Genomic DNA, 24,804 nt, shown 5'->3' with positions numbered 1-24,804 from the left:
TTTTTGTGGTACTAAGTAAAAATACATAAATTTTAGACTGCAAAATTCCTTAAAATCAACTTAAAAAACCAAAAGATATCGTAAATACTTTTTATTAAATGCTATTTTTGTGGCTTCAACCAAGATCGCATGCAATCAGATAGCTTAGTAATTATACCTACATACAACGAAATAGAAAATGTAGAGGCTATAATTTCCGCAGTATTCGAACTTAAAAAAACCTTTCATTTACTTGTAGTAGATGACAATTCCCCAGATGGTACTGCTCAAAAAGTGAAATCCCTGCAAGCTAAGTTTCCAGAAAGATTGCATCTAGAGGTTCGGAAGGAAAAGTCTGGTTTGGGCACGGCATACATTCATGGGTTTAAATGGGCGCTAGAGCATGATTATGAATACATTTTTGAAATGGATGCCGATTTTTCCCATAATCCGCGAGACCTCATTCGGTTATACAACGCTTGTGTTAGCAATGGTGCAGGAGTAGCCATAGGCTCCCGTTATGTAAATGGCGTAAACGTGGTTAATTGGCCTCTGCAAAGAATACTTCTGTCTTATGGGGCATCAGTTTATGTAAAAGTTGTAACCGGAATGAACATACACGACCCTACAGCCGGATTTATGTGTTATAAAAGGGAAGTTATAGAAAGTATAAATTTAGACAACATAAAGTTTATTGGGTACGCATTTCAAATAGAAATGAAATTTAAGGCATACCTTAAGAAATTCAAGATTATTGAAGTCCCTATAATTTTTAAAGACCGAACACTTGGAAAGTCTAAAATGAATGGTAAAATTATTAATGAAGCTGTTTTTGGGGTTTTGGCGTTGAAATGGAGAAGTTTTTTTAGCAACTCTTTTTAACTAAAGTCCGGGAAAACGAATTTGAAGGAGGATAAACTGAAGAAAATTTAATACCTGCCTACGCCTATTTTTCAATATGGAGATAGAGTATTTAAAAGTCTCAATTAGAGCTTAAAGAAGAAATAAATATGAAAAAGACGCTTATAAAAAATGCAACGATAGTTAATGAATTCCAAACTTTTGAAGGAGACGTACTTATTGAAGGGGAATTTATTAAGGCAATAGGTGCCGATCTTAGCGATGCAAATGCGGAGGTGATCGATGCCGAAGGAAAAATTCTAATGCCGGGAATAATTGACGATCAAGTGCATTTTCGCGAGCCCGGACTCACCCACAAAGGTAATATTGCTACCGAAAGTAGATCTGCCGTTGCTGGAGGTGTTACATCGTTTGTAGAACAACCAAACACCAACCCTCAAACAGTTACCATCGAAAAATTGGAAGAGAAAATGGAAATAGGGAAACAAACCTCTTATGCCAATTACTCTTTTATGTTTGGCGGTACCAACGACAATTTGGAAGAATTAAAACGACTTGATAAAAAGGCTTGTGCTGGGGTAAAGCTTTTTCTTGGTTCTTCTACTGGAAATATGCTTGTAGATAATGAAGAGGTAATAGAAAAAATTTTTTTAAATACCGAATTGGTTATTTCTACACATTGCGAAGATGAAACCACGATAAAAAATAATTTAGAAAAATACAAAGCAGAATTTGGGGACGATATTCCTCTGAAATATCATCCCATTATTAGAAGTGAAGAAGCTTGTTATTTGTCTTCATCAAGGGCGATCGAACTTGCCAAGAAAACAAACGCCCGTTTGCATGTTTTTCATGTTTCCACGGGAAAGGAAACCAATCTGTTTAGAAATGATATCCCGCTAGAGGAAAAAAGGATTACTGCGGAAGTTTGTACACATCACTTATGGTTTTCAGACGAAGATTATAAAACCAAGGGAACACTTATTAAATGGAATCCTGCGGTAAAAACTGCAAACGATAGGGAAGCCCTTTGGGAGGCGCTCCTAGACGACCGAATAGACGTCCTGGCGACAGACCATGCGCCGCATACCCTGGAAGAAAAGCAAAATGTTTATACCAAAGCACCTTCCGGAGGACCTTTGGTGCAGCACACGCTTGCAGCGTTAATGGAAAAACAAAAAGAAGGTAAAATATCTTTAGGGAAATTAATTCAAAAAATGTGTCATAATCCTGCCATTCTTTTTAATATTGAAAAAAGGGGTTACATAAGAGAAGGATATTATGCCGATTTGGTTTTGGTAAATCCCAACCATACGTGGACAGTGGATAAAAGTAATATTTTGTACAAATGCGGTTGGTCTCCATTTGAAGGCACCACCTTTAGCTGTAAAGTTACCCATACCTTTGTAAACGGACATTTAGCATATAAAAACGGCACGGTTTCTGAAGAAAGAAACGCAAAGCGACTAACGTTTAATAGATAGTATATGAGAAAGCTGGGGTTAATTAGTTGTTTGCTCTTAGGGCTTATGGCTTGTAATGAAGACACTGTGGAGAAGCCTGAAAATTTGATTCCGAAGAAAACCATGGTAGATATTTATTACGATATTTCCATGTTAAATGCTGCCAAAGCTACCACGGTAGACAAACTGGAAGATTATGAGATCGATCCACAGGATTTTCTTTTTGAAAAATACAATATAGACAGTACGCAGCTATCGAAAAGCAGTATTTACTACACCTCTAATCCGGCTCTGCAAATAGAAATGTTCAATGAGGTAGAGCAGCGGCTACAGAAATTTAAAGACACCTTGGATAGCAGGGTGAAAAAAGATCAAAAGGAGTTAAAAAAAGCTCCAGAACCCCAAAAATAAAGTTATTTCTACAAAATTTTAGCTGTATTTGGAAGCAATCCGTTGTATGGTCTCGGCTATGGCAGTAAACTCTAATTGAAGTTTTTCTTTGGCCCTATGGTTAGAATAGCGGGTATGGATAAGTAATAAGTGTGCTCCGATTTTGGTGAGCTGCCTTTTTTTCCATGGTAACAAAGAAAGAAACCAATCGATTCTCCATAAAATGGACAATTGCCATTTTCTAATTTTTTTAGAAGGCTTTTTACTTTTTAAAGCTTCAGCAATAGTATCGAAAATATATTTATACGTCACATTTTCGGCAATCACTAAAAAGCGTTCCTTTGTGATGTTGGAATTCATACCCTTTAGCAAAGATTCTACCACATCTTTTACATCTACAAAAGCGGTTCCTCCTGGCGGGTAATAAGAGAGACCATTTTTCACTTTTTTAAAGAAAGCATTACTAGGGGAATCTTTAAATCCTTCCCCTAAAACTACACCCGGATTTAAAATAACCGAATTCACTCCTTCTTGTGTACCCCGCCATACCTCCATTTCTCCACCATATTTTGTAATGGCATAAGCATTATTGGCAGCTTCTGGGTTCCAATAGGCGGTTTCGTCAATAGGTTCCTTAGCAGGTTTTTTACCTAAAGTTGCAATCGAACTTAAGTGACACAGTTTTTCTATCTGGTTGGCAATGCATAAGTTTACAATGTTTGCAGTGCCTTCAATATTTGTTTTTCGAAGAATTTTGTAATCAGAAGGGTCAAAAGAAATAAGACCTGCACAATGATAAACATGCGTAACGTTTACAAAAGCACTTTCTAAGGCAGGAATATCGGTAATATCCGCATGTTGCCATTCGATGTTCCCAAAGTAAGAAGCAAACCCTTCCGCAGTAAAAAAATCTTTTACCAAGGCAATTTTTTCTTTAGTGCGATAAATGGCTTTTACTTTCTCTTCTTTCTGCGCCAGCGCTAAAAGTAAGTGAGCCCCAATAAGCCCTGTCCCTCCGGTTACTAATATCATGCAACTAAAATACGATTCTTCATTTAAATATAATTATATCGCGCTGCAATTGTTTTTTTAAAACATATTGTGTAATAAATTTTCTTAACTTTACTCAATTACAATATCGAGACCAACCAAATCTTGACTATGGACAGTATAAAGCGACATCATTTAGAGCAAAATATTCAGCGAAATATCGAACAGGGCGTTCAAACAACGCTTAATAATGCTTCCATGAACGAAAGCACTTATAATTTGGTTCCTAAACTTAAAGCTTCCTTAAGAAGACGAATGGACACCATTAAAATGCAAGTAGAAGTTGAATCTAGGGGAGCCTATTCTTATGTGCATTCTTTTGAAAACACCTACGACGGATTTAGAACACATATAAAAGTAATCGAAGCCCCTTCGTCGGGTCCTCCTGCTAATTCGAACGAGGATTCTGATGCACATACTGAAAATTGGTACAATAAGTTTAGGAGCACTTACCAATCCATGATCGATGAAATTGATCATAAACGGGAAAAATATTATTACCGTGATTTTAATGGAGCTAAATGGGATCGACTGGGAAATGAGTTGAAAAATTTCCTTTCCATTGATATCTCAGGATCTACCCCAAGAAGCGAAACGAGGTTTTCCAGGAATAAAGATGGTTATGGAGGTATGAGTTTTGCCAATGATAAAGGCGGATATAGTGGTGATTTATGCTTAATAAGAGAAGGCGGTAAGAACAGTGATATTTTTTGGGCGGAAACGGGAGAAGCTATAGATGCTTTAAAAAAGTTTTCAAAAGTTGGCTCAAAAACAAATAAAAATAACAACCCAGATTTTGGAAAATTAAAGGCTGATAAAAATTGGGCAAGTCATTTTAAAGGAGGGAATAAAACAGCAAAAGGAATTTTTAACCAAACGATTGGGTTAAAGCTAAAAATTGTAGAGACGATTGATGATGTTTGGGGTGTAAAATTTAGTGCTTTTTCGGGAAGGGAAATAAATCCGAAAAAAGTTAAAATAAGTTTAGAAACCCATTATCCACACGTTGGTTCCTCTAGGGGATATTATTACGAGACTATGACTATTAAACGGAAGGATACAATTGTAGAGGCAATTCGAGCCAAAGAAATTATGGATGAAAGAGATTCTATTAATAAAAGCAAATTGGAGAAAGCTATTGAAAAATACAATGAAGGTCTTAAAGATAAATAAGTATAAATTTTTAGTCTTTACAGGTATTTTTTTTCTTATATCCTGCAGCTTCCTAAACAAGGAAGACAAAGTAAGCGGAGTAAAAAAAGAGCAAAAAATAAAAATTTTTGTTGAACTGCCCGATACCATTTCGTTTGGCCATAGAATTAACGGGATGATTACATACAACTCTGAGTTTGACTCAATAGAATTAGGTAAAAACGAAAAAAGATATGTTACAGCATTTTTTACTCAGAGCAACTCAAAACTCAAAACTTTGGAGGAGCTAAAAAACAAAGTAAAAGACACATTTGTAATGATAAATTCCAAGAATGTTATTCCAATTTATGACATCAAGCTCAAAGGCATAGGACCTAGTTTTTTAAACGGATATATTTTGGATGAAGTATTTCTTGAACAGAAAGATGGGAGTTTTAAAATTTCCTCTATTGAATATACTTTTGCTCATCCTGTCTTTATAAAAAAAATGTCTGAGTAGAGTCAAAAAAAATCACTTCAATATACTCTTATATTTAGTAGGATCTTTTAAAAGTGCATTTGCTGTTTTTATAGCGTCGTCATTTTGTAGGTAATAGTCGTATAGGCCATCTCGGTAGAAATATCGAACGATTAATTCGTCCTCAATGTTTTTGGTAATACTTTGCTTGTAGTTGTCTAAAGAGGCTAGTTTACTTTCATTAATATCTGTAAGCAGTTTTTTGTAGTCATTTTTAACAGATTCCCCAAATTCGTCTATCTCTTCACTGTTCATGACTTTTTTTAGGGCCTTTTCCGTCTTTGTTTCATAAGTAAATCCGCTTTCTTTTACGTAATTCTTAAACTCTTGATAATCACTTTCAGAAAAATCGAATTGAGACATATTGTTTACGGGGTGCTCGTAGTAATATTCCGTAGCAAAATCGAACAGCACATTATTAATTTGAAGGGCAGTGGTAAGGCTATTATCTTTTAATTTGGCAACTTCCACATCTGGCTTAACTCCTCCACCGTCGTATACTTTTCTTCCGTTTCGGGTGGTAAATTCGTTAAACTGTTTGTTTACCACCGCTTTTCCATCTTCATCGCGATTCCAATAATCCATAGATTGTATGCAGCGACCGCTAGGGGTATAGTATCTGGAAATAGTAACTTTTAATTGGGTTCCATAATTTAGTTTTATGGGGCGTTGTACTAGACCTTTTCCAAAACTGCGCGCCCCCACAATCACGGCGCGATCTAAATCCTGCAGTGCACCGCTCACAATTTCGCTTGCGGAAGCACTTCGGCCGTTAATTAAAATTACTAATGGGATTTCTGTATCTACGGGATTTTTTCTGGTATAATATTCTTGATTGAATTTCTTTACTTTCGATTTGGTGCTTACAATTAGTTCTTTTTTAGGCACAAATAAGTTGCAAACGTTAATGGCTTCCGTTAACAACCCGCCAGGATTCCCTCTTAAATCCAATACAATCTTTTTGGCACCTTTACTTTTCAATTCTTCCAAAGCTTCTTCTGTTTGTTTGGAAGCTTTACTGTTAAATTTAGAAAGGACGATATAGCCAGTTTCAGGATTGATCATATTGAAATAAGGTACAGCATCAATTTCTATCTCATCTCGGGAGACAGCCGTTGTCATAGTCTTTCCTTGTCTTAAAAAAGTGAGTTCCACGTCGCTCTTTTTAGCACCCTTTAAAAGTTCGGTAGCGTCTTCTTTAAAGTCAGAAACCTTTATATCCCCTATTTTAATGATTTCATCACCTGCTTTAAGTCCAGCTTTATCAGCTGGGTAACCTTCATACGGCTCTATAACCAATAATTTGTCATCATAACTTTTTACCACCGCACCTATGCCCGAATATTCCCCAGCGTTGCTAATTTTAAATCCTTCCACATCCTGTTCGTTCATAAAGTTGGTGTAGGGATCTAAATCTTCCAGCATGCTTTTTATAGCAGTGTCCATCAATTCTGCCGGATTGGTTTCGTCTACATAATTCATGTTAAGTTCCTTGAATAACGTAGTAAAAATTTCTACTTGTTTGGCAATTTCAAAAAAGTCGTTTTTAAAACTGGTACCAACAAATAAAACGAGAATGGCAAGTGCAGGGATAATAATTTTCTTCTTCATAGAGCCTTCATTTTTACGCTAAATATAAACGGATTCCTTCTAAAAAGTTATGTAAATTACTAAAAAAATACAAAAGCCTATACCCTAAGAATGAACAATCGGAAAAAGGTAAGACTTAGATTTTCTTTTATCTCATTTAAGTTTCTTCTTATTCTTTTAAAATTGATTGGAATTTAAAGTAGTGAGATCGTTATTAAAACCTCTGATTACGACCGTCCGGAATAGCTTTTTTATAGATTTTGAATGGATTTTGTTCGCAAGCAGTTGTGTGCGCAATTTATATCCGAAAGGTGTAAGAATGTTATTTCTGATGTTTAATTGAATTGCCCAAAGCGTAAAAATCTTCAAATTTTTGATGAATTCGTAGCATCGAACTGTTTAGTTTTTCCAAAGTTGGCATTTCTTTTCCCGTGTATAAAAACATAAAGGCGAGAGAATTCTCTTTAACGGTATTTAGAAAGAGATGTTTGTTAAGTCGGTAGGCCTCGCGCATCAGGCGTTTTATCCGATTTCGATCTACCGCTTTTTTAAAGGAGCGTTTGGACACGGAAACAGCGGTCTTTATTTTTTCAGTTTCTTCAATTTCCATAAAAACAAGCCGAAGCGGATATTTGGATACTGAATTCCCTTCTGTAAACAATGTGCTAATGAGCGTTGCGCTCTTGAGCTTTTCTTTTTTAGGAAATGATTGATCCATGTATTGTCTATAAATATCCAAAAATAAGAAAAGACTTTTGTAAAAAAGCCTTTTCTTATAATGGATGTCAGTCTGAGCCCGTCGAAGACTTTCAAAAGGCAATACGAACTTCGACATACTTAAGCTATGTTCAGCACAAGCGTTCAGTTTGACTAGAATTTATTATTCTGTTTGAAAGGTGTTATTGCTTCTATCTACATCGGCCATTAATTCCGATGGATCGATAACAATAGCCTTTACATCTTTTAAAGAAGCATCAAAAGTAAAATCGTACGTAGGGAAAGCCCAAGGCCAGTCTGGCAAGACTTTTCTTTCTACTTCAAAGGGATTCGATTTTTCTCCGTGCATCATTCTCAAGGGGGCATAGAAGTATTTCATGGAACCGTCGTTAAAGAAAACCATAACATCTATTGGCATTGGCATGAGTCCAATACGCTCCATTTCCACTTTTGTTTTCCCGTCTTCTTCAGAAACGTTTTTAATGCTGTAATCGATGGTATTGGTGGTTTGTGTCCAATCAGTCAAATACCAATCTAGTTGCATTCCAGATACTTTTTCAGCAGTGCGCTTAAAATCATTTGGTGTAGGATGCTTAAACTTAAAATCGGCATAATATCTTTGAATGGTTTTAAGTAATTTTTCCTGTCCGATTACATACCCCAATTGTGCTAAAAAAACCTCCCCTTTGCTGTATGCCGAGATTCCATAAGCTTGGTTGTAAACATATCGATCGGCATGGGTTGTTTGTGGCTGTTCTTTACCGGAATTGGCAAGGTAGATGTAGTTCTTGTAGGCACCTTCAAATGGATTAGGTTTGTTTTCATCCATAATTTCATTCATACATAAGTCAGAAATAAAGGAAGTAAAACCTTCGTCCATCCATTCGTGTTTCGATTCATTGGTGGCCAATAAATGCTGAAACCAAGAATGTGCAAATTCGTGAGCCGTAACGCCTACAAGGCTGCCAAACTTACGCTCTCCAGTGATTAAAGTACACATGGCATACTCCATACCGCCATCTCCACCTTGAATTACAGAATATTGCTTGTAAGGGTACTTACCGATGTATTTATTGTAAAACTCCAACATCTCTGCAGTTTTAGGCTGAAGATTTTTCCAGTTTTCCTTGATTTCGTCATTGTCTTTGTAAAAGAAATGCAGCGTTGTACCGCTCGGGGTTTCTAAAGTATCGTGAATAAATTCTGGATCTGCCCCCCATGCAAAATCGTGCACCATAGGTGCTACGAAATGCCACGTAAGGGTTTTTCCCTTAACCTTTTTTTGCTTTGTTCCTGCAGGCAAATAACCATGCCCTACTTCTTCAGGATTTTGTAAATAGCCAGTTCCGCCAACAACATAATCCTTGTCGATGGTCAATTTTACGTCAAAATCGCCCCAAACACCTTGAAATTCACGCCCAATATATGGGTCTGGATGCCAACCTTCAAAGTCGTATTCGGCCAATTTAGGATACCACTGCGTCATGGAAAGTGCCACTCCTTCTGCATTATTTCTACCGCTTCTTCTAATTTGCTGAGGTACCTGCCCGTTAAATTCCATATCGAATTCTACGGTTTCTCCAGGAAGAATTGGTTTGTTGAGGGTAACTTCTAAAATGGTTCCTTCTTCATTATACTGAATAGGAGCGCCATCTTGTTTGAGACTGCTAACTTTTAAATATCCTATTTCTGAAGGGGATAATTTACTAATACGATCTCCAACTCTTTTGTCGGGATCTGCAATCGTTCTGCTTCTTACATCCATTTCGCTCCCCGGCTGAAAAGCGTTAAAGAACAAATGATAGAAAACGGTCTGTAGAGTATCAGGAGAATTGTTAGTGTATTTCAATTCTTGTGTCCCTGTATATTGAAAGTTTTTCACATTCATCTCCACTTCCATTTTATAATCTACATGCTGTTGCCAGTAAGTAGTTGAATTTGGAGCGGCTTCATTACCTTCTTCTGAAGGATTTCTTGGCGTAGTTGCAAAAACTTGCGAAAGCATTGCTACGCTAAGTCCAATTGAAGTTAAAAAAGTTCGTTTCATAAGGTTTAATTTTCCGTGAGAAGAATTATAAAATAGTTGTTTGATGTCATGCTAAGCTTTTCGAAGTATTTTTATTCCCTTCGACATACTGAAGCTATGTTCAGCACAAGCGCTTAGAGTGACATCCCACAATTTTAATAACCTATCTCGATTCTATAATTTTACTTTTCCGTTAGCTACTTTATCTGCAAGGATCATAGCATTGTATAAATTCACCATTTTACCCGACTTTGAGGCCTCTTTAAATGGTTTTTTATAGTTAGGGTTACCGCCTAAAATTACATTTGCTGTAGATGTAAGTCCAGATTGCATGATAATCTTCTTAACCTCTCCAGCTTTAAGCTTAGGGTAATAAGCTCTTATTAATGCAGCAACTCCCGCAACGCCTGGCGCTGCCATAGAAGTTCCTTGTAAATATTCGTATTCATTGTTGGGAACGGTAGACCAAATTTTTGTGCCCGGTGCAAAAACATCTACATTGTTTTTCCCGTAGTTGGAAAAAGGAGCTACCATTTCCGGCCCGTATTCATAGTTTAAAGCGCCTACCGTAAGAAAATTATTGGCTATTTCTGCACTGTTGTTTTCACTATCGTTGGGATACACATTGTTTTCATCTAAATCGAAAGACTCATTACCAGCTGCTTTTACAATTAAAACATCTTTGGAAGCCGCGTACTTAATGGCTTCCCAAACCCATTCCTTGTGTGGGGAGTAATATTTACCAAAGCTCCCGTTAATAACTTTTGCTCCATTATCTACTGCATACCGAATAGCTAAAGCAACATCTTTGTCGTACTCATCTCCATTTGGAACCGTTCTTACAGGCATAATTTTTACATGGTCTGCAACACCATCCATTCCTATGTTGTTGTTACGTTGTGCAGCAATAATCCCAGAAACGTGTGTACCGTGTTTGGCGTGATCCTTATCTCCAATTACGTCGTTATTTCCGTAACCAATATCGTTTATATCATCTGGGTTGTCACCAACAATAGATCTTCCGTCAAAATCTTTGTTCAGGTTGTAATTCAGTTGGTCTGTAAAATGTTCTATTCCTTCCTTAAGGTCTTTTTTAAGTGCAGGCACAGAATCTTCAAAAGTGAACATCTGGCTCATCGCGGCTGCGGCTTGTTGTACTTTTGGATCTTCCGAAGAAATATTTGCCAAATCCTCTGCTGTGTAGGTCTCTTTTTCTAACTCTTTTTGAAGTAGCTTGTCTGCCTCCGTAACCGATTGTAATATCTGCTCATAACGTGTTTTGTTTTGAACGGCCTCTTGATACTTTTCATCGTACTCCGCCTTGGCTTTTTTGTACAACTCCGATCCATCATCTCCTTTTGCCAAAATGCGCACGAATTCCAGTTGCTCGTCGTTGGCTTCTCCCAAAAAGTTCCATCCATGGATATCGTCTACAAAACCATTTTTATCATCATCTATTCCATTTCCCGGAATTTCGTCTTCATTCGTCCAAATAACATTTTTAAGGTCTGGATGCTCAATATCCACTCCAGAATCTAAAACACCAACAATTACCGTGGTTGGTTTTAGGGCTTCAATCTTATTAAAGATTTCGGCATACGCTTTATCTACGCTCATCCCTGGGATGGTATCTGCAAGTAAATCGTCATGGCTCCAATGCTTCAGCTGGGCATCGGTAAGTTCTTCCACTTTTAGATGTACCGTATCTATGTTTTCTTCAGGAGTCAATAAAATAGCAGGAGATCCACAACCCGCCAAAATTGTAGTTGCGATCGCTAAGGATACAACGGATTTTCTAATATTCATCGTTCAAATTTTAATTAAATAATTCTTTAAAGGAAAAGGTTTCTTTAAGTCTCGCGCCCTTTTCTGTGTTTTGAAGTGTGCACACCTCATTGTGTGCGTCGTGTTCCAATAATAAATAGTAGTCTTTTGCAACTGCGGTGTCCAAGAATTCTTTCTTTTCTTCCAGAGTCAATAGCGGCCTGGTGTCGTATCCCATCACAAAAGGAAGCGGGATATGCCCTACGGTAGGTAGTAAATCTGCCATAAAGACCAAGGTTTTGCCTTTGTAGGTTAATTGCGGAATCATCTGCTTATCTGTATGTCCGTTTACAAATAGGACATCGAAACCGAGTTCGCAATTCGTTAAAAAATTATTTTCTGGAACCGGAAGAAAATGAAGTTGCCCACTTTCTCCAATGGGTAGAATGTTTTCTTTTAAAAAGGAAGCTTTTTCCCTGGCATTGGGTTTGGTTGCCCAATTCCAATGGTCTTCATTGCTCCAAAAACGAGCATTTTTAAACGCGGGTTCTAAAATCCCTTTTTCGTTTATTTGAATGCTTCCTCCGCAATGGTCGAAGTGTAGATGTGTTAAAAAAACATCGGTAATATCGTCCCTGTGAAAACCGTGCTCGGCTAGGGATTTATCTATATTGTCGTCTCCCCATAGATAATAATAACCAAAAAATTTATCAGATTGTTTGTTGCCCATACCGGTATCGATAAGAATTAGCCGATCGCCATCCTCAATAAGTAAAGACCTTGCGGCAATATCAATCATATTATTTGCATCAGCCGGATTGGTTTTATTCCAAATAGATTTTGGAACCACGCCAAACATAGCTCCACCGTCTAATTTAAAATTTCCGGTTTCAATGGTGTATAACTTCATTAAAGTTCTTTAGATTATAAAGCAACGCAAATTAAGAAAAGGGAATAACAATCGTTATAAACACTTGTTTTATTAAATGTTTTTTAACATTTTTATACTTTATAGAAGTTATATTCGCTTACCAATCAAAAAAATATATGTTAGAGCTTGCTGGAATTGTAATTTTAGGGATTATAGCACAATGGGTGGCATGGCGGTTTAAAATACCTGCTATTTTACCTCTTATTCTAATAGGGATTTTTGTGGGCCCTATCTCTACCTTATTTACAGAAGACGGCACAAAACTAATTGAGCCTGTTTGGAACCCACAACTCGATAAAGGGCTTTTCCCTGGGGAAGGCTTGTTCCATTTTGTTTCCTTAGCCATTAGTGTAATTCTTTTTGAAGGAGGTTTGACCTTAAAACGTAATGAAGTTTTAAATGTGGGACCTGTAATTTTTAAGTTGATTACCATTGGTACCATTATTACTTTTTTAGGCGCAGGATTGGCTTCGCACTTTTTATTCGATTTAAGTTGGCCCATTTCCTTTTTATTTGCGGCTTTAATTATTGTTACCGGACCAACGGTAATAACACCAATCCTTAGAAATATTCCATTGAAAAAAGATGTTTCTGCCGTATTGAAATGGGAAGGGATTCTTATCGACCCTATTGGTGCAGTTGCAGCCGTATTGGTTTTCGAATTTATTTCCGTAGGGAAAGGAACAGAATATACCCAACAGGCTTTAATAGAATTTGGTAAAACCGTAGTGGTGGGCTTCTCCATAGGTTTTTCTTTTGCCTATGCCCTTTATTTTGCCATCAAGAAGAATGCGATTCCTCATTTTTTAATGAATGTGGTATCGTTGTCTTTCGTTTTGGGGGTTTACGTACTTTCAGAACAGTTTGCTCACGAATCTGGGCTGCTTTCTGTGGTGGTTATGGGAATGGTTTTAGGAAATATAGACTTGCCAAATATCAAGGAGTTGCTGTATTTTAAAGAATCACTGAGTGTACTTTTAATATCCATACTTTTTATACTCCTTTCTGCAAATATTAATATGCAGGATCTATATCTTATTTATAACTGGAATACACTTATTCTTTTTGGTTGTGTAGTCTTTTTAATAAGGCCGCTCGGCGTTTTGCTAAGTACTATTCACTCCGGACTCAAATTCAATGAAAAAGCATTTATAAGCTGGGTAGGCCCCCGTGGTATAGTAGCTGCCGGTATTGCATCCCTTTTTGGTAACCGATTGGTGCTCGAAGGTGAACCGGGAGCGGAATACATTACGCCATTGGTGTTTATGATTGTTTTAGGGACTGTACTGTTAAATGCAACCACCGCTAGGATGTTTGCGAAACTTTCTGGGGTTTTCTTAAAGGAATCCACAGGAATTTTAATAGTAGGGGCTTCGGAAGTGTCCCGTATAATCGCTAAATATTTACAAAAGAGCGGCAGACATGTAGCCTTAATAGATAGCAATAAGGAAAATGTGGAACGTGCCAAGGGAATGGATTTGGATGCGGAAGAAGCCAATATTTTTTCGGATGATCTTACCAATAATATAGAATTAAACGACATTGGGTATTTAATGGCCTTAACGGCAAGTGAAGAAGTAAACAAACACGCTATCGAGCGCTTTAAAAACCAATTGGGGGAAAACGGTGCATTTAGGCTTATTACCCCCGAGGAAATGAAAAGCCACCAAGTGGAACGTGTAGACCTTTTATTTTCTAAAAAAGACGATTACATAAATTTAAGTGAGGTCGCTAGGGATTATCCAAAGATCAATGAAGTTAAAATTTCTTCCAAAGAGCAGTTTCTTAAAAACATAGAAATGCTGAATAATGAAAAGGATGCCATTCCAATTTTCATTAAAGATAACGAAGGCGAATTGCACATTATAGCATCCTACATAAAAGAGATGAAGGTAGAAGAAGGCAATCAATTGGTGTATTTAGGGAAACCGATGGACGTCATGGGAGTTAAGAACAACAAGGAAGACGAAGAAGAGAAAGAAGAAGAGGTAAAAACCGAATAACCATGCTTAAGAATCCTTTTGTAAAATTAATAATGTTCTTTGTGTTAGTTTTGGCTGTTTCCAGTTGCGACCAAACAAGACTTCGCAACAAAGGGAATCAATTTTTTGAAAAGCAACCTGCTTTAGCTACTTACGACTACAGTAGCAAAACAATTCCCGAAGGCTATGCTAAAGTGGAAATCGATTCGACCCTTTCAAACGGCTTTAAGGTCTTTACAAAGTTTGTTACCACTACAGATAGTGTTTACAAAATAGAAAACGACCGCGTTGGGCACTACAACAAAACAGAATACCGCGAGTTTCAATCAGAAGTGCGTATTTCTTTTCAAGATGAATTGATTTTGGAAAAGAGAATAGATAAAGCCATGTTTCGAAATAATGATGATGACTTTTGGAATGCTTCTTTTATGCAATCATTTAGCATTGACGAAGAGTCTTCCTTCGGAAATGCCCTGGCTTTCTCAGTTACTTTTTACAATCCTTCCGCAGAAAAATTCTTGGATTACCATTTAATTATAGACGCCAAAGGAAATTACGAGATTCAGAAAGCTTAATAAATAGTTAAAGTTAGTAAGGTTTAAATTCATTACTTTTATTGTAATTGCTAAATCTGCCATTATGAAAAAGCTTTTCTTTTATTTCTTGCTTGTGCTCTTTGTAATTACTTTGAATGGATGTTCTAATGATGATGACAATGGAGATGTCTGCAGGGTTTGCGAAGTGCGTAACTTGGAACTTAGAATCTGTGATGAGGGCAACGGCACTATTTCTGTGGCCTCTGGTGACCAAATTAGAATTATTGAAGCCAACGGCCTGGATTTCGAACTTATCTCAGATGATGTCGGCAATGGGGAAATAGAGGTAGAGTTTGATCGAATAGATATGGGTATCGCCCTTGACTAACTTCAATTTGGGAGAATCCATTAAAAAAAGACTTATTTCTACATTTCACCTTTATATTTAGAATATTCACAACAAAAATTGGTGTTGTGCATTAATTTTTAGGTTATTGTTGATTAAATAACTTAAAAACAATCTACCATGAAAAAATGTATTTACACCTTATTGGCTATAGCACTGCTTGGCCTATTTTCTTGTTCTGGAGACGATGACGGCGGAGATTCTAGAGACTGCAAAGAATGCGATGCCCTTGTGGTGTCTGGAGAAAAATCCCAGCTTTGTGATAACGGGGATGGAACCTATACGCTTACGTATCCTGGTGGTTCGGAAGACTTTGAGTTGGAAGATGGGGAAGATTTTGAAGAAGCTTTTAGCTCCTTCTGTGGCGGCGGAATTCCCAGCTTATAGTGTAACCCAATAAAAAAGTAAAGCCCCGTTTGAAAACTCAAGAGGGGCTTTGTTAGAATATTTAGAATGTTATTTATTAGTCATTCAACTTTAGAACAGCCATAAATGCCTGCTGAGGAATCTCTACATTTCCTACTTGGCGCATACGTTTTTTACCTTTTTTCTGTTTTTCAAGCAACTTACGTTTACGGGATATATCTCCACCATAACATTTGGCAGTTACATCCTTACGGAGCGCTTTAACAGTTTCACGTGAAATAATCTTGGCACCAATAGCAGCCTGTATAGGAATATCGAATTGCTGTCTAGGAATAAGTTCCCGTAGTTTTTCCACCATTTTTTTACCAATGTTATAAGCATTGTCGGCATGGATTAATGCTGAAAGGGCGTCTACGGAGTTTCCGTTTATAAGTACATCCACTTTTACCAATTTTGAAGCGCGCATACCAATCGGCGAATAGTCAAAAGATGCATATCCTTTGGATACAGTTTTAAGACGATCGTAGAAATCAAATACAATTTCTGCAAGAGGCATGTCAAAAGAAAGTTCCACACGCTCTGGCGTTAGATAGGTTTGATTGGTAATAACCCCTCTTTTTTCAATACACAGAGACATAACGGGACCTACGAAGTCGGCCTTGGTAATAATAGAAGCTTTTATAAAAGGTTCTTCCACACGGTCCATACTAGATGGGTCTGGTAGATCCGATGGGTTGTTAACGATTATTTGCTCATCCGGGTTTTTCTTAGTGTAAGCGTGGTAACTTACGTTGGGCACGGTAGTAATTACCGTCATATCAAACTCACGCTCCAAACGCTCTTGAATAATCTCCAAGTGCAACATCCCAAGGAATCCACAACGGAAACCAAAACCAAGCGCCGCAGAACTTTCTGGGGCAAAAACCAAGGAGGCATCGTTTAATTGTAATTTTTCCATGGCTCCTCGTAATTCCTCATAATCTTCAGTATCTACTGGATAAATCCCAGCAAATACCATCGGTTTTACGTTTTCGAACCCTTCAATCATATTTTTAGTCGGGTTGGCAGCATCTGTAATAGTATCTCCAACTTTTACCTCACGGGCGTCTTTAATACCAGTTATTAAATAACCTACATCACCAGTCCTTACCACTTTTTTAGGATGTTGGATCAACTTTAGCGTTCCAACTTCATCAGCATCATACGTTTTTCCGGTCGCTAAAAATTTAATCTTTTGTCCTTTGCTAATCTCACCATTAATAACCCTAAAATAAGTCTCAACTCCTCGAAACGGATTGTAAACCGAATCAAAAATCAACGCTTGCAAAGACTCGTCTGGATTCCCTTTTGGAGCAGGAACTCTTTCAATAATAGCAGATAAAATTTCTTCAATTCCCAATCCGGTCTTAGCACTCGCAGGGATAATATCTTCTGGTTCGCAACCAAGTAAATCTACGATATCGTCGGTTACCTCTTCTGGATTGGCACTTGGCAAATCTATTTTGTTAAGCACGGGAATGATTTCCAGATCGTTTTCCAAAGCCAAATACAAATTAGAAATGGTTTGTGCCTGAATGCTTTGTGCGGCATCCACTACAAGTAAAGCTCCTTCACAAGCAGCAATGGAACGGGAAACTTCGTAAGAGAAATCTACGTGCCCGGGAGTATCAATAAGGTTTAAAATATATTGTTCGCCTTTGTAAGTATAATCCATCTGGATTGCGTGACTTTTAATGGTAATACCACGCTCACGCTCTAGATCCATACTATCCAGTAATTGTTCTTTTTTTTCTCGCTCTGTAACCGATCCGGTAAAATCCAATAATCTATCTGCCAACGTACTTTTTCCGTGGTCAATATGAGCGATTATACAAAAATTTCTAATGTGCTTCATAGCCGTTTATCAATGCAAATTTTCAATCAGCAAATATAAACTATTTTAACACGCCTAAATAAGATATTGCAGAATATTAGAAAGATATGGCCTGTCAACCGCTAAAACTTATTGCGTAGGGGAATTTTTATGAAAAAACTTAGTTACTTTGTGTTTCACTTGAGATAAATTAAAAATGTGAATATGAAGTTTACTCTAAAACAGACTTTTTGGAGCTTGGCTATGGTACTGGCCATTGCTTCTTGCAAAAATACTTCCGAAGAAAAAACTAAAGACAATAAAATAGATCCCATATTATCTGCTGTTAAAGAAGAATATGCCCCAGATAAGCGTGTGGCCCTTTTCGATGTGGAAGCGGTATCAACAAATGAAGGATATGTGCTAAAAGGAAATTCTAATTTACCGGATGCGGTAGAAAGTTTGGAAGAAAAACTAAAGGCAGAAAACATAAATTTTATCGATAGTATTGAGCTTTTGCCTTCAGCAGATTTAGAAGGAAAGACAAAAGGGATCATTAAAATTTCTGCCGCCAATTTAAGGGGAGCCCCAAAACATTCGGCAGAATTGGTAACGCAAGGAACGCTTGGCATGCCCGTAAATAATTATAAAAAAGAGGGGAGTTGGTATTTAATTCAAACCCCCGATAAATACATTGCCTGGGTCGATTATGGAGGAGTGGAGCCTATGGATAAAGAAACCTTTGCTGCTTGGAAAGCTTCAGAAAAAATAATTTATACCAAAACTTCTGGAAGCTCTTATGCGGAGGCGAATCAAGATTCACAAGTAATTTCAGATATCGTAGCGGGTAATATTTTGCGTCTGGAAGATGAGGAAAATGGTTTTTACAAAGTCACTTATCCCGACGGAAGAACTGCTTTTGTTAGTCAAGAAGAAGCGACTCCTTACCAAGAATGGATGGAAGCGTTGCCGCATACAAAAGAAGGTCTAGTGGCTACCTCCAAAACCTTGATGGGACTGCCGTATTTGTGGGGAGGAACTTCACCAAAAGGAGTGGATTGCAGTGGTTTTACCAAAACTATTTATTTCTTGAATGGAATGGTTATTCCGCGGGATGCTTCTCAACAAATCCATGAAGGGATTTTGGTAGATGACAGTAAGGATTTTAGCAAGTTGCAACCGGGAGACCTTCTTTTCTTCGGAAAAAAAGCTACTGAAACCTCCAAAGAACGTGTTATTCATGTAGGGATGTGGATTGGCAACAACGAATTTATACATTCTGCTGGGCGTGTTCATATAAGCAGTGTTGACAAGAATGCTGAGAATTTCGATGAGTATAACCTAAACCGCTATTTGCGTACCAAACGCATTTTAAATGAGAATAGTGAAGGACTTATTTACCTGGATAAAAAAGATATTTTTTAGTATCAAAACTTGTGATGCGACACTGGGAAGAAAATCGACCTATTTAAAAAGTATTGAAAATCAAGGAAGCAGTGTTGAGCTAAAGATAAAAAGCTGTTTGAGCGAAGCGAGTTCTTTTTATCTGTGGAGGAGGTTTCCGTAGATTTTTTTATACTTTTTAAATCAGTCTTGACTTTTTTGTTTCGTTTTTGTGTCAAAACAAAAATGAAAAAGCTTTAAAGCCATTCTAAACGTCTATAATCAAGCATATTCTATGTTTGATTATTTCGAACTCACCTTAAATACTTATCTTTGCACCTGAATACGAACGCATAAACAAATAAAATTGTGGCAAAAATTGGATCGATAGATGTAGGAGAATTTCCTTTGTTATTGGCACCTATGGAAGATGTGAGTGATCCTCCGTTCCGGGCGCTATGTAAAGAACAAGGTGCAGATGTGGTGTATACCGAGTTTATTTCTTCGGAAGGACTTATTCGTGATGCAGCCAAAAGTGTTCAGAAATTGGATATTTACGAAAAAGAACGTCCCGTGGGCATACAAATTTTTGGTGCCGAACTGGATTCCATGCTTCAAGCCATAGATATCGTTGAAAAATCAAACCCAGATATTATAGACATCAATTTTGGTTGCCCTGTTAAAAAAGTGGTAAGCAAAAACGCGGGTGCCGGGATCTTAAAAGATATCCCATTGATGGTGAAGCTTACGGAAGAAATGGTGAAGCGAACCAATCTTCCAGTAACGGTAAAAACCCGTTTGGGTTGGGACGCAGAAACCATTAAAATAGTGGAAGTAGCCGAAAGGCTTCAAGATGTAGGGATAAAGGCTATTTCCATCCACGGCCGTACTAGAGTGCAGATGTATAAAGGAAGTGCCAATTGGGAACCCATTGCTCAAGTTAAAAACAACCAACGTATGCATATTCCCGTATTTGGGAATGGAGACGTGGACACTCCAGAAATGGCTATGAAAATGCGCGATGAGTTTGGGCTCGATGGAGCTATGATTGGCAGGGCAAGTATTGGCTATCCTTGGTTTTTTAAAGAGGTAAAACACTTTTTTAAAACTGGGGAACATTTAGCGCCTCCAACCATCGAAGAGCGGGTAAAGGCTGCGCGTCGCCATTTGCAAATGGCAATCGACTGGAAAGGTGAAAAATTAGGAGTTTTCGAAACAAGAAGACATTACACCAATTATTTCAAAGGAATTCCCCACTTTAAAGAATATCGAATGAAAATGGTTACCAGTGATGATGCTGCCGATGTGTTTGCTGCTTTTGATGAGGTAGAAGAAAAGTTTTCAGACTTTCAATTTGCTTAGGGATAAAACCGCAATTATTTTATACAATGTCGGGCACAATATTTTTATTGGAATAACTGTCCGATTGTTTTCATTGGCAGGAACATTTTTCCACTATCTGGGAATTTTAAAAACCCATATTTGTCGTAAAAACGTTCTGCATCTATATCAATTGGGTCAACAATTACAGCAAATGAACCTATAGTTTTTGATAGTTCAAAACTTCTTTTTAAAGCATCAATCAGAATTAATTTCCCCAATCCTTGTCCCTGAAAATTAGTATCAATTGCTAGTCTTCCGAGTAATGTGGTTGGAATTGTTTTATAGGAGTTAGGCAATTTTTTTCTTATTTGGTCTGGAATATCCTCTGATGTAATACTGTTATTAGATAAGGTGTAGTAGCCTTTTATTAATTCAGTTTGCTCTTCTTTGATCACAAAACAAGCGGAAAGTTTTCTTTTGATATCTTGATTGGCTTGCTTATGTAAATAGTTATCTAACATTTCTTTTCCACAGGAAAAGTCAGATTTTTTATGTGCTGAATTTAGAGGTTCCGATAGTTGACTCATTAACTAAAAAGCGCTTTAAAATCGTTTGCAGCTTTTGTTAATGCTTCATTAGGAGATTTTGGGTTAGAAATGGCATCAAAGAATATTTCGCTGTCTTTTTGAGAAGCGATTACACGTTCTCTTTCTGAAATAATTTCTTTAGCTTTTTCTTGAACAGTAACTACAACGAAGTCAGTAAGGTTTCTGTAGCCTCCTAATCGAGCTGCTCTTTCAAACAAAAGCTTTTGCTCTTTAGAAAGTCGGGTGTCAAATCTAGCGTTCTTGGTATTTAAATCTTTAGTTGCCATGAGATTTGTTTTTTCAAATGTACGCTCAATTTCCGTACCAAAAAAATCTTTGTACGTTTATTTTACGTACTTATTTGTATTCTGCCCAATAAGTGTATAATTGGACGATGGATAATAGATATTTATAAATGGGAGCAACACAAAGTTCCATAATGGACTTCGACATACTGAAGCAATTTTCAGCACAACAGCTCAGCCTGACAACAGTATTTTTAAAAACCTATAAAAACTAATAATCCAACGATTAATAACCCACTTGCTGTAATGTGTAGCTTCAAATATTTTATTTAGAAGTTTCAAAATATTAATTCCGATTCACTCCGAATTGCAAACACCAGTTATAATTAAAAAACCTCCGAAAGTGAAAAGTCAATTTCGGAGGTTTTTTTATAAACAAGTTCTATTTTTTATCTGGTCTAGAGGGTCTTACCTCAATTTTACTAGGTAGTGTACGTGGGTGCATTTTGAGAAGATCGATTACTATTTTACCGATATCTTCAGGTTGAATTTTCCAAGCATCCTCTTCAGAGGGATTATGATCGTTAAAATGAGAAGCCACAGAACCTGGCATAATGGTAGACACTTTAATATCGTATTTGCGTAAATCTAGCATCACTGCTTGAGTAAAGCCAACCACTCCAAATTTGGTTGCATTGTAACCCGCTGCTGTTGGAAAAAAATTTGTTCCAGCCAAACTAGCGAGTGTCATGTAATATCCCTTGGAGTCTTTTAAAGCATCTACAGAAGCTTTTAAAGTGTGGTATACTCCATTTAGATTGGTGTCAATCATTTGATGCCATTTCTCGTCTTCCAATTCATCTATTGCAGCAAAATGACCAACTCCGGCATTGGCAAGCACAACATCCAATTTGCCAAACTTATCCAAAATGCTTTTTACTGCATTTTTTTCATCCTGTAGATTGGTAACATCAGAAGAAAGTCCTAAAACCAAACTGTCGTCACTACTTAAATTTTTGGCAGCTTTTTGCGCATCTTCAAGCTTTCGGCCACTAATGGCTACTTTCATTCCAGCTTTTAGAAGCTCTTCTGCCACACCATATCCTATTCCTTTTGTTCCGCCAGTTATATAGGCTACTTTTCCTTTTAAGTCCATTTATTTTATTTTTAACTAAAGATAAAAGCTTCCAGGAGGAGATGAAAATAGATGGCGTTATTGTTTTCTTAAAAACAGAAAGGTTTTTTGTTACTGGTTTGAAATCCCCAATTTTTTGTAATGACATTTATGTAAAGAAGATATTGGTATTACATAGCTGTTCAAATAAAAAAAGGCAACACCGCAGTGTTGCCTTTCGTGGAGCATATCGGAGTCGAACCGATGACCTCTACACTGCCAGTGTAGCGCTCTAGCCAGCTGAGCTAATGCCCCAAAAATTGCTATTTCTTAACGCTTAAAATCAACAGCGGAATGGAACAGCGAAATTCGCGCTTCAAAATTATATTTTTTTCCCATAACTTGGTGAAAAATCCGCGTTTTCTTCTAAAAACTATTAAAATATCTGGATTGTTTTCTTGGAAGTGTTCCAAGACACCCTCGAAAGTGGTAGTGTTTTCGGTAGTTTTGGTTGTATTTCCCAACTTTTTTAGATCACTATTTATTTCTAAATCTTCCGCCACATAGTTCGGTGTTTTTACCAAAAGTAAGTTTAAATTCAACTTAAACTGTTCCTTAAAGGCAACTAATGGGTCTAAAATTTTTGGGTTTTTAACGACGCCAGATTTAAAAGCGACCAAACCGGTGTTGTAATCCTTAAAAGTATTTCCTTCGGGCACAACGAGGGTAGGGATGTCGGTTTTCTTTACAATTTTACCCGAAGTTTTTCCTAAAAATACTTCTTCCCTAATATCTGTACTTCGGGGTTCCAAGACAATTAGGTCTATTCCATATTGATTGTCTACCGCATTTATACCATCTATTACATCGCCATTGTAGGCCTTAATGGTAACAGGCACTCCCTTTATATCAACCTTGCTTAAAACTTCCTCCAATTGTTCGGTGGTCGATTTTGCCACACGATCTTCTAAATTAGAAATTGTACCCGTTTTACTGTAAAAAGTAAAAGCTTGCATTAAATAGACCTTACTATTGAAAAATGCAGCGAAGTCAATCGCATATTGAAGGGTGTTTATAGTATTGGGAGAAGTCCCTATTGGAACAAGAATATTTTTCATAAGGTGTGTGTTAAAAAATGATTGACAAAATGCTTTCTTACTTTTGCACCTAAATTTACATAAAATTGTTTAAACGCTAATTTTTGAGAGTGGGTCATTTAGGGAATGAAAGAAGCTAAAATTAATTTCAAAGAAATAAATCAACTAGCGGTTCCAGCTATTATTGCGGGTATTGCAGAACCTTTAATTTCTTTAACGGACATAGCCGTAATTGGGAATGTAGATAAAAATCCCGTGGAGGCTTTGGCCGCCGCCGGGATCGTGGGCTCTTTTTTATCCGCTATAGTTTGGATTGTAGCCCAAACAAAAACTGCTATTTCTGCAATTGTATCTCAACACTTTGGTGGAAACCGATTACACGCCGTAAAAACTTTGGTTCCACAAGCATTGGCGTTTAATTTTTTATTTAGTCTGGTTATCTATTTTAGCACTGCATTTTTGGCTGAGCAGATTTTTAGTTTGTACAATGCAGACGGTCTCATCCTTCAATACACCGCCTTCTACTATCAAATTAGAGCTATAGGGTACCCCCTTACTTTGGTAACTTTTGCCATATTTGGAGTGTTTCGGGGGATGCAAAATACCTTATGGGCGATGAAATGCAGTTTAACTGGAGCTTGTGTCAATATCGCTTTAGATTATCTACTCGTCTATGGGGTAGAAGGTGTTATACCGCCTATGCATCTGGAAGGAGCTGGTTATGCCAGTGTTATAGCCCAGTTTGTAATGCTCGTTATGGCATTATATTTTTACGTAAAAAAGACGCCTTTCAATTTTAAAATCAGTCCACGAATAAATCCGCAGATGAAACGGTTGCTGCTTATGAGCGCCAATCTTTTTATAAGGACAGCAGCGCTAAACTTTGCCATTTATTTGGCAAATGCCTACGCAACAGACTATGGCAAGAACTACATCGCCGCTCAAAGTATTTTAATGAACATCTGGCTGTTCTTTTCCTTTTTTATCGACGGGTATGCCAATGCGGGCAATGCCATTTCGGGGAGGCTACTGGGTGCTAAAGATTACAAGCGGCTCTGGTTTTTAAGTATCGATATATGCAAATATGCCATTGTAATTGCTTTAATTTTAATTGTGGTTTGTGGTGTTTTTTATGATCAAATAGGGTTGCTTTTTAATAAAGAACAAGCGGTTTTGGCCTTATTTTCTTCTGTTTTTTGGGTGGTTTTATTAATGCAGCCCGTAAATGCCGTGGCCTTTATGTTCGATGGAATTTTTAAAGGGCTAGGAGAGGCAAAGTACCTTAGAAATGTTCTGTTGGCCGCTACTTTTCTCGGGTTTACCCCGACCTTATTGATCTTTGATTATTTCGGATTCAAACTTTACGCCATTTGGATTGCCTTTTTTGTTTGGATGCTCGTTCGCTCACTTGCCTTGGTCATTAAATTCCGAAGAAAATATGTAAATGATGCGTAGTTTGTGTAATTTTGAGAT

Annotated in this window: 23 protein-coding genes and 1 tRNA gene; 12 read left to right on the top strand and 12 right to left on the bottom strand. The window is 37.3% G+C overall.

Annotated features, from left to right (window positions below):
• Positions 1-129 precede the first annotated feature (129 nt).
• The 3 genes from HX109_RS05605 to HX109_RS05595 all read left to right on the top strand — a co-directional run bounded on the left by HX109_RS05605 (position 130) and on the right by HX109_RS05595 (position 2,714).
• Positions 130-861, top strand: coding sequence for a polyprenol monophosphomannose synthase (locus tag HX109_RS05605; RefSeq protein WP_178950213.1), 732 nt, complete (start codon positions 130-132; stop codon positions 859-861).
• Positions 862-989: 128 nt separating this feature from the next.
• Complete coding sequence (locus HX109_RS05600; protein ID WP_178950212.1) at positions 990-2,324, top strand: dihydroorotase; 1,335 nt, start codon at positions 990-992, stop codon at positions 2,322-2,324.
• A 3-nt stretch (positions 2,325-2,327) separates the two neighbouring features.
• Positions 2,328-2,714 (top strand): DUF4296 domain-containing protein, encoded by a 387-nt coding sequence (locus HX109_RS05595; protein WP_178950211.1) that lies wholly within the window; start codon positions 2,328-2,330, stop codon positions 2,712-2,714.
• An 18-nt stretch (positions 2,715-2,732) separates the two neighbouring features.
• On the opposite strand, the gene HX109_RS05590 is transcribed toward HX109_RS05595, so the two are convergent.
• Complete coding sequence (locus HX109_RS05590; RefSeq protein WP_178950210.1) at positions 2,733-3,725, bottom strand: NAD-dependent epimerase/dehydratase family protein; 993 nt, start codon at positions 3,723-3,725, stop codon at positions 2,733-2,735.
• Between the two features lie 129 nt (positions 3,726-3,854).
• Here HX109_RS05590 and HX109_RS05585 point away from each other — a divergent pair, with 129 nt between their 5' ends.
• Together HX109_RS05585 and HX109_RS05580 are read left to right on the top strand one after the other, a co-directional pair.
• Positions 3,855-4,916: a hypothetical protein gene (locus HX109_RS05585; RefSeq protein ID WP_178950209.1), complete on the top strand. Its 1,062-nt coding sequence runs from the start codon at positions 3,855-3,857 to the stop codon at positions 4,914-4,916.
• Entirely contained in the window at positions 4,840-5,394 is a 555-nt protein-coding gene (locus HX109_RS05580) for a hypothetical protein (RefSeq protein WP_178950208.1), read from the top strand. The genes HX109_RS05585 and HX109_RS05580 overlap by 77 nt, the downstream gene beginning before the upstream one ends.
• A 12-nt stretch (positions 5,395-5,406) precedes the next feature.
• Here the strand turns inward: HX109_RS05580 and HX109_RS05575 are convergent, their stop codons facing one another.
• The 5 genes from HX109_RS05575 to HX109_RS05555 form a co-directional block, all read right to left on the bottom strand.
• Entirely contained in the window at positions 5,407-7,023 is a 1,617-nt protein-coding gene (locus HX109_RS05575) for a S41 family peptidase (protein WP_178950207.1), read from the bottom strand.
• A 301-nt stretch (positions 7,024-7,324) separates the two neighbouring features.
• A complete protein-coding gene (rnpA, locus tag HX109_RS05570; RefSeq protein ID WP_178950206.1) occupies positions 7,325-7,720 on the bottom strand; it encodes a ribonuclease P protein component in 396 nt (131 codons plus the stop codon).
• Between the two features lie 162 nt (positions 7,721-7,882).
• Positions 7,883-9,766, bottom strand: a complete 1,884-nt coding sequence (locus HX109_RS05565; RefSeq protein ID WP_178950205.1) for a M1 family metallopeptidase — start codon at positions 9,764-9,766, stop codon at positions 7,883-7,885.
• Positions 9,767-9,919: 153 nt separating this feature from the next.
• Positions 9,920-11,551 (bottom strand): S8 family peptidase, encoded by a 1,632-nt coding sequence (locus HX109_RS05560; protein ID WP_178950204.1) that lies wholly within the window; start codon positions 11,549-11,551, stop codon positions 9,920-9,922.
• Between the two features lie 10 nt (positions 11,552-11,561).
• Entirely contained in the window at positions 11,562-12,419 is an 858-nt protein-coding gene (locus tag HX109_RS05555; protein ID WP_178950203.1) for an MBL fold metallo-hydrolase, read from the bottom strand.
• A gap of 137 nt (positions 12,420-12,556) precedes the next feature.
• Here HX109_RS05555 and HX109_RS05550 point away from each other — a divergent pair, with 137 nt between their 5' ends.
• The 4 genes from HX109_RS05550 to HX109_RS05535 all read left to right on the top strand — a co-directional run bounded on the left by HX109_RS05550 (position 12,557) and on the right by HX109_RS05535 (position 15,751).
• Positions 12,557-14,443: a cation:proton antiporter gene (locus tag HX109_RS05550; RefSeq protein WP_178950202.1), complete on the top strand. Its 1,887-nt coding sequence runs from the start codon at positions 12,557-12,559 to the stop codon at positions 14,441-14,443.
• A gap of 2 nt (positions 14,444-14,445) precedes the next feature.
• Positions 14,446-14,997 (top strand): hypothetical protein, encoded by a 552-nt coding sequence (locus HX109_RS05545; RefSeq protein WP_178950201.1) that lies wholly within the window; start codon positions 14,446-14,448, stop codon positions 14,995-14,997.
• Positions 14,998-15,061: 64 nt separating this feature from the next.
• On the top strand, positions 15,062-15,346 hold the full coding sequence (locus HX109_RS05540) for a hypothetical protein (protein ID WP_178950200.1): 285 nt from the start codon (positions 15,062-15,064) through the stop codon (positions 15,344-15,346).
• A gap of 138 nt (positions 15,347-15,484) precedes the next feature.
• Positions 15,485-15,751, top strand: coding sequence for a hypothetical protein (locus HX109_RS05535; protein ID WP_178950199.1), 267 nt, complete (start codon positions 15,485-15,487; stop codon positions 15,749-15,751).
• 76 nt (positions 15,752-15,827) lie between these two features.
• Here the strand turns inward: HX109_RS05535 and lepA are convergent, their stop codons facing one another.
• Entirely contained in the window at positions 15,828-17,624 is a 1,797-nt protein-coding gene (lepA, locus tag HX109_RS05530; protein WP_178950198.1) for a translation elongation factor 4, read from the bottom strand.
• A gap of 183 nt (positions 17,625-17,807) precedes the next feature.
• Here lepA and HX109_RS05525 point away from each other — a divergent pair, with 183 nt between their 5' ends.
• Positions 17,808-19,007, top strand: coding sequence for an NlpC/P60 family protein (locus HX109_RS05525; RefSeq protein ID WP_178950197.1), 1,200 nt, complete (start codon positions 17,808-17,810; stop codon positions 19,005-19,007).
• A gap of 327 nt (positions 19,008-19,334) precedes the next feature.
• Positions 19,335-20,327, top strand: coding sequence for a tRNA dihydrouridine synthase DusB (dusB, locus tag HX109_RS05520; RefSeq protein WP_178950196.1), 993 nt, complete (start codon positions 19,335-19,337; stop codon positions 20,325-20,327).
• A gap of 44 nt (positions 20,328-20,371) precedes the next feature.
• Here dusB and HX109_RS05515 read toward each other — a convergent pair whose 3' ends face one another.
• From HX109_RS05515 to HX109_RS05495, 5 genes are all read right to left on the bottom strand, one after another.
• Entirely contained in the window at positions 20,372-20,875 is a 504-nt protein-coding gene (locus HX109_RS05515) for a GNAT family N-acetyltransferase (RefSeq protein ID WP_178950195.1), read from the bottom strand.
• Complete coding sequence (locus HX109_RS05510; RefSeq protein ID WP_178950194.1) at positions 20,875-21,162, bottom strand: DUF1778 domain-containing protein; 288 nt, start codon at positions 21,160-21,162, stop codon at positions 20,875-20,877. Before HX109_RS05510 ends, HX109_RS05515 begins: the two co-directional genes overlap by 1 nt.
• 400 nt (positions 21,163-21,562) lie before the next feature.
• On the bottom strand, positions 21,563-22,276 hold the full coding sequence (locus tag HX109_RS05505; RefSeq protein ID WP_178950193.1) for an SDR family oxidoreductase: 714 nt from the start codon (positions 22,274-22,276) through the stop codon (positions 21,563-21,565).
• 199 nt (positions 22,277-22,475) lie between these two features.
• Positions 22,476-22,549: transfer RNA gene (locus HX109_RS05500), tRNA-Ala, on the bottom strand.
• An 8-nt stretch (positions 22,550-22,557) separates the two neighbouring features.
• A complete protein-coding gene (locus tag HX109_RS05495; protein ID WP_178950192.1) occupies positions 22,558-23,352 on the bottom strand; it encodes a universal stress protein in 795 nt (264 codons plus the stop codon).
• Between the two features lie 105 nt (positions 23,353-23,457).
• Between HX109_RS05495 and HX109_RS05490 the strand changes: the two genes are divergently transcribed.
• Complete coding sequence (locus HX109_RS05490; protein WP_178950191.1) at positions 23,458-24,786, top strand: MATE family efflux transporter; 1,329 nt, start codon at positions 23,458-23,460, stop codon at positions 24,784-24,786.
• Positions 24,787-24,804 lie beyond the last annotated feature (18 nt).

Source organism: Galbibacter sp. BG1 (assembly GCF_013391805.1).
Lineage (GTDB): Bacteria > Bacteroidota > Bacteroidia > Flavobacteriales > Flavobacteriaceae > Galbibacter.
This window is presented reverse-complemented; position numbering and strand designations above follow the sequence as displayed.

Excerpts from the sequence above, each read along its gene's own strand:
- HX109_RS05605 (WP_178950213.1), top strand. The coding sequence starts at position 130 with ATGCAATCAGATAGCTTAGTAATTATACCTACATACAACGAAATAGAA.
- HX109_RS05600 (WP_178950212.1), top strand. The coding sequence starts at position 990 with ATGAAAAAGACGCTTATAAAAAATGCAACGATAGTTAATGAATTCCAA.
- HX109_RS05595 (WP_178950211.1), top strand. The coding sequence starts at position 2,328 with ATGAGAAAGCTGGGGTTAATTAGTTGTTTGCTCTTAGGGCTTATGGCT.
- HX109_RS05590 (WP_178950210.1), bottom strand. The coding sequence starts at position 3,725 with ATGATATTAGTAACCGGAGGGACAGGGCTTATTGGGGCTCACTTACTT.
- HX109_RS05585 (WP_178950209.1), top strand. The coding sequence starts at position 3,855 with ATGGACAGTATAAAGCGACATCATTTAGAGCAAAATATTCAGCGAAAT.
- HX109_RS05580 (WP_178950208.1), top strand. The coding sequence starts at position 4,840 with ATGAAAGAGATTCTATTAATAAAAGCAAATTGGAGAAAGCTATTGAAA.
- HX109_RS05575 (WP_178950207.1), bottom strand. The coding sequence starts at position 7,023 with ATGAAGAAGAAAATTATTATCCCTGCACTTGCCATTCTCGTTTTATTT.
- rnpA (WP_178950206.1), bottom strand. The coding sequence starts at position 7,720 with ATGGATCAATCATTTCCTAAAAAAGAAAAGCTCAAGAGCGCAACGCTC.
- HX109_RS05565 (WP_178950205.1), bottom strand. The coding sequence starts at position 9,766 with ATGAAACGAACTTTTTTAACTTCAATTGGACTTAGCGTAGCAATGCTT.
- HX109_RS05560 (WP_178950204.1), bottom strand. The coding sequence starts at position 11,551 with ATGAATATTAGAAAATCCGTTGTATCCTTAGCGATCGCAACTACAATT.
- HX109_RS05555 (WP_178950203.1), bottom strand. The coding sequence starts at position 12,419 with ATGAAGTTATACACCATTGAAACCGGAAATTTTAAATTAGACGGTGGA.
- HX109_RS05550 (WP_178950202.1), top strand. The coding sequence starts at position 12,557 with ATGTTAGAGCTTGCTGGAATTGTAATTTTAGGGATTATAGCACAATGG.
- HX109_RS05545 (WP_178950201.1), top strand. The coding sequence starts at position 14,446 with ATGCTTAAGAATCCTTTTGTAAAATTAATAATGTTCTTTGTGTTAGTT.
- HX109_RS05540 (WP_178950200.1), top strand. The coding sequence starts at position 15,062 with ATGAAAAAGCTTTTCTTTTATTTCTTGCTTGTGCTCTTTGTAATTACT.
- HX109_RS05535 (WP_178950199.1), top strand. The coding sequence starts at position 15,485 with ATGAAAAAATGTATTTACACCTTATTGGCTATAGCACTGCTTGGCCTA.
- lepA (WP_178950198.1), bottom strand. The coding sequence starts at position 17,624 with ATGAAGCACATTAGAAATTTTTGTATAATCGCTCATATTGACCACGGA.
- HX109_RS05525 (WP_178950197.1), top strand. The coding sequence starts at position 17,808 with ATGAAGTTTACTCTAAAACAGACTTTTTGGAGCTTGGCTATGGTACTG.
- HX109_RS05515 (WP_178950195.1), bottom strand. The coding sequence starts at position 20,875 with ATGAGTCAACTATCGGAACCTCTAAATTCAGCACATAAAAAATCTGAC.
- HX109_RS05510 (WP_178950194.1), bottom strand. The coding sequence starts at position 21,162 with ATGGCAACTAAAGATTTAAATACCAAGAACGCTAGATTTGACACCCGA.
- HX109_RS05505 (WP_178950193.1), bottom strand. The coding sequence starts at position 22,276 with ATGGACTTAAAAGGAAAAGTAGCCTATATAACTGGCGGAACAAAAGGA.
- HX109_RS05495 (WP_178950192.1), bottom strand. The coding sequence starts at position 23,352 with ATGAAAAATATTCTTGTTCCAATAGGGACTTCTCCCAATACTATAAAC.
- HX109_RS05490 (WP_178950191.1), top strand. The coding sequence starts at position 23,458 with ATGAAAGAAGCTAAAATTAATTTCAAAGAAATAAATCAACTAGCGGTT.